Origin of the sequence: Streptomyces sp. NPDC005195, assembly GCF_040608315.1 — a bacterium.
Classification (GTDB): domain Bacteria; phylum Actinomycetota; class Actinomycetes; order Streptomycetales; family Streptomycetaceae; genus Streptomyces; species Streptomyces kaempferi.
Genome location: NZ_JBEXHZ010000188.1, coordinates 1 through 3606, shown reverse-complemented (window position 1 = coordinate 3606; position 3606 = coordinate 1). Strand labels below are relative to the sequence as shown.

The 3606-nt window shown below is 71.1% G+C and carries 3 protein-coding genes and 1 pseudogene; 2 read left to right on the top strand and 2 right to left on the bottom strand.

Going from position 1 to position 3606, the window contains the following annotated elements; genetic code table 11:
- Nucleotides 1-251 precede the first annotated feature (251 nt).
- Nucleotides 252-1241, top strand: coding sequence for an L-glyceraldehyde 3-phosphate reductase (gene mgrA / locus ABZV34_RS37685; RefSeq protein ID WP_356287267.1), 990 nt, complete (start codon nucleotides 252-254; stop codon nucleotides 1239-1241).
- Nucleotides 1242-1274: 33 nt separating this feature from the next.
- Here the strand turns inward: mgrA and ABZV34_RS37680 are convergent, their stop codons facing one another.
- Complete coding sequence (locus ABZV34_RS37680; RefSeq protein ID WP_356287264.1) at nucleotides 1275-2267, bottom strand: oxidoreductase; 993 nt, start codon at nucleotides 2265-2267, stop codon at nucleotides 1275-1277.
- A 100-nt stretch (nucleotides 2268-2367) separates the two neighbouring features.
- Between ABZV34_RS37680 and ABZV34_RS37675 the strand changes: the two genes are divergently transcribed.
- Complete coding sequence (locus tag ABZV34_RS37675; RefSeq protein ID WP_356287261.1) at nucleotides 2368-3297, top strand: AraC family transcriptional regulator; 930 nt, start codon at nucleotides 2368-2370, stop codon at nucleotides 3295-3297.
- Between the two features lie 79 nt (nucleotides 3298-3376).
- Here the strand turns inward: ABZV34_RS37675 and ABZV34_RS37670 are convergent.
- Nucleotides 3377-3606: pseudogene (locus ABZV34_RS37670) on the bottom strand (nuclear transport factor 2 family protein); the annotation flags it as partial.

Genomic DNA, 3606 nt, shown 5'->3' with positions numbered 1-3606 from the left:
CTTTCACGGTCTGCCGGCCGTGAGACGAGTCAGAAACCGTTGATGTAGGCGAAGGCTCGGCCGCCCGGGTGAAGTGCTGGTCCTCCGCGACGGCGACGAAGTGCTGGAGGTGGCGCAGTTCCATGGGGCACAAGCCTACCGGCCGATTGAGAGTCCCTGTCGCTGAATCCGATCCGATTCTCCCGTTGGACCTCTGCACCGTGCGCGCGCGAGAGTGGACATCTGTTTTCCCGGCCTTCCAGGAGCACGCGTTGTACACCGCACACCCCGACCGTTACGCGGACATGCCCTACCGGCGCACCGGACGCAGCGGCCTGAAACTTCCCGCGCTGTCCCTCGGTCTGTGGCACAACTTCGGCCCCGACCGGCCGGTGGAGACCCAACGCGCGATCCTGCGCCGCGCGTTCGACCTGGGCGTCACCCACTTCGACCTGGCCAACAACTACGGTCCGCCGCCCGGCGCCGCCGAGTCGGCCCTCGGCGACGCCCTGAAGGCCGACTTCGCGCCCTACCGCGACGAACTGGTCATCTCGACCAAGGCCGGATACCTGATGTGGCCGGGCCCGTACGGCGAATGGGGCTCGCGAAAGTACCTGCTGTCCTCGCTCGACCAGAGCCTGGCCCGGATGGGCCTGGACTACGTGGACATCTTCTACTCGCACCGCCCCGACCCCGAGACCCCCTTCGAGGAGACGATGGGGGCCCTGCACTCGGCGGTCCAGCAGGGCAAGGCCCTCTACGTCGGCGTGTCCAACTACTCGCCCGAGGAGACCCGGGAGGCCGCCCGCATCCTCGGAGAGCTGGGCACCCCGCTCCTCATCCACCAGCCGCGCTACTCGATGCTCGACCGCCGGCCCGAGGACGGGCTCCTGGACACGCTGGACGAGCTGCGGGTCGGCTCCATCGCCTACTCCCCGCTGGAGCAGGGACTGCTCACCAGCCGTTACCTCGACGGCATCCCGGAGGGGTCGCGCGCCGCGAGCGACAGCCCCTTCCTGAGCGCCGACACGGTCACCGAGGACCTCGTGGGGCAGCTGCGCGCCCTCGCGGAGATCGCCGAGGCGCGTGGTCAGTCCCTGGCGCAGATGGCCCTGGCCTGGGTTTTGCGCGGTGGCCGGGTGACCTCCGCCCTCATCGGCGCGAGCAGCACCCAGCAGCTGGAGGACAGCGTGACGGCGACCCGCGCGCTGGACTTCGACGAGGAGGAACTGGCCCGGATCGACGCGGTCATCAAGGCGTGACGCAGGCCGGCCGGGCCCGCCGGGCCCCGCTGGTCATGCCGTGAGGCGCTCACTGAGCTCCCAGAGGCGGTCGGCCGTCACCGGGTCGACGGCGTAGGACAGCACGCCGGGCTTCGGCGTCCTGCTCGTGAGTGTCCACGCGCGCCCCTCCTCGGCCGACATCGGGGGCGCGATGTCGCTGTTCTCGCAGTAGACACCGCCCCTGCCCGCCAGCAGGGGGCTGGTCGCGCACCACACGCTGGTGGCCGCCCCCTGCTCGACGGTCTTGAGCTGCCGCTCCGGGTCCAGGACCGTCCGGCCGTCCGCGTCGAGGACACCGGCCGCCTTCAGGTCCTCCTCGGCGAGGTACTTCTTCAGGTTGGTGTCGACGATGCTGCCCGGGTGCAGGGAGTAGGCGCGGATGCCGTCCGCCCTGCCCCGCTCGTCGAGCGCGAGCGCGAAGAGGATGTTCGCCGTTTTCGACTGTCCGTAGGCGATCCAGCGGTCGTACGTGCCGTGCTCGAAGTGCGGGTCGTCGAAGAGGACGGGCGAGAACCGGTGTCCCCAGGACGACACCGACACGACCCGGGCCCCCTGCGCCCGGCGCAGCGCGGGCCGCAGACGCGCCACCAGCTGGAAGTGGCCGAGGTGGTTCGTGGCGAACTGCACCTCGTAGCCCCGGGCGTCCCGGGTCAGCGGGGTCGCCATGACTCCCGCGCTGTTCACGAGGATGTGCAGCGGGCGGCCGGAGGCGAGGAAACGCTCGGCGAAGGCGTCGATCGAGGCGGGGTCCAGCAGGTCCATGGCCTCGATCCCGACGCCGTCGATCCCCTTCAGCGCGGCCTCGGCCCTCTCGGTGTCCCGGGCCGGCACGACGACCTCGGCGCCCGCGGCACGCAGGACGCGCGCGGTCTCCAGGCCGATGCCGGAATAGCCCCCGGTGACGACGGCGACCTTGCCGGTCAGGTCGATTCCCTTGATGACGTCCTCGGCGGTGGAGGCGGCGTCGAAGCCGGAGTGGAGGGGTTCTTGGACGGTGGTGGTCATGGTTCGGATCTCCTTGTGTGGGCCTTCCCGACCACCGTAGGACCGGTCGTCCGTACGATGAATGCTTGAGAGTCCGCATAACTTGCGCGATAGTACGGACATGCCTGTCGACCCGCTCTCCGACACCCTCGGCCTGATGGACGCCCGCTGTGTCATCTCCGGCGGCTTCACCGCCGGCGGCGACTGGGCGCTGCGCTTCCCCCGGCCCGACCGGCTCAAGATCACCGCGGTGGTGAGGGGAAGCATGTGGGTGGCCGTCGAGGGCATGCCGGACGCCGTCCGCCTCGAACGCGGCGACGTGGCCGTGTTCGACGGCAGCCGGGCGTTCGTCGTCGCGAGCGATTCCACGTCGGACCCGGTGGACGCGACGAGGCTCTTCGCCGACACACCCGGGCCGATGATCCGCTACGGCGGTGGCGAGGACGTCGTCTTCGTCGGCGGCCATGTCGAACTGGGCCGGGCGGGCGAGGAGCTGCTGCTGCACGCCCTGCCACCGCTGCTCCATGTGCGGGCCGCCGCGGAGGAGGCCCCCGTGCTGCGCTGGCTGCTCGACCAGCTGCTGCGTGAACTCACGGCCGGCCGGGCGGGTGCCGATTTCGCCGCCGACCAGCTCGCCCAGCTGATGTTCGTCCAGGTGCTGCGCGCCTATCTCGCGGACGCCGACGCCCTGCCCGCCGGAAGGCTGCGGGCCCTCGCCGACGAGCGCATCTCCCCGGCGCTGCGTCTCATGCACGCCGATCCGGGCCGCCCCTGGCAGCTGGAGGAGCTGGCCAGGGCCGCGGCCATGTCCCGCACCAGCTTCGCCCAGCGTTTCCGGACGGTGGCCGGCGTCCCGCCCCTCACCTATCTGCTGGACTGGCGGATGAGTGTGGCCAGGCGTGCGCTGCGGGACGGCGAGACGTCCGTGTCGGCCCTCGCGCAGAAGGTGGGCTACACCTCCGAGAGCGCGTTCAGCAACGCCTTCAAGCGAACGACCGGCGTGGCTCCGAGGCGCTACCGGGATATCGCACGGGCCGCCCTCACGGGCTGAACCGCTCCTCCAGCCGGACCGCGACCGTGCCGCCCTCCTCCTTCTCCTGCCGGTGCGGTCCGAAGAGGCAACCCCCGGTCTACGCCGGCACGCGGTCCAGGAAGCCGTGCACAGCGCGGATCCGGTCGTCGGCGTCCAGGGTGATCACGTCGAATCCGGCGACGGGAGCCGAGCCGTCCGCCCCGTCGACCAGTTCCCAGCCGAACCGGGCGATGCCGTGGTGCCCGTCGACCGCCCCCGCGAGCCGGAAGGAGAACCCCGGGAACCGCTCGTGCGCCGCCGAGATCACGGCGGCGATCCCGTCGTGCC

Bases quoted from the DNA above. Each gene is read 5' to 3' on its own strand.
- ABZV34_RS37680 (WP_356287264.1), bottom strand. From the start codon at position 2,267: ATGACCACCACCGTCCAAGAACCCCTCCACTCCGGCTTCGACGCCGCC.
- ABZV34_RS37675 (WP_356287261.1), top strand. From the start codon at position 2,368: ATGCCTGTCGACCCGCTCTCCGACACCCTCGGCCTGATGGACGCCCGC.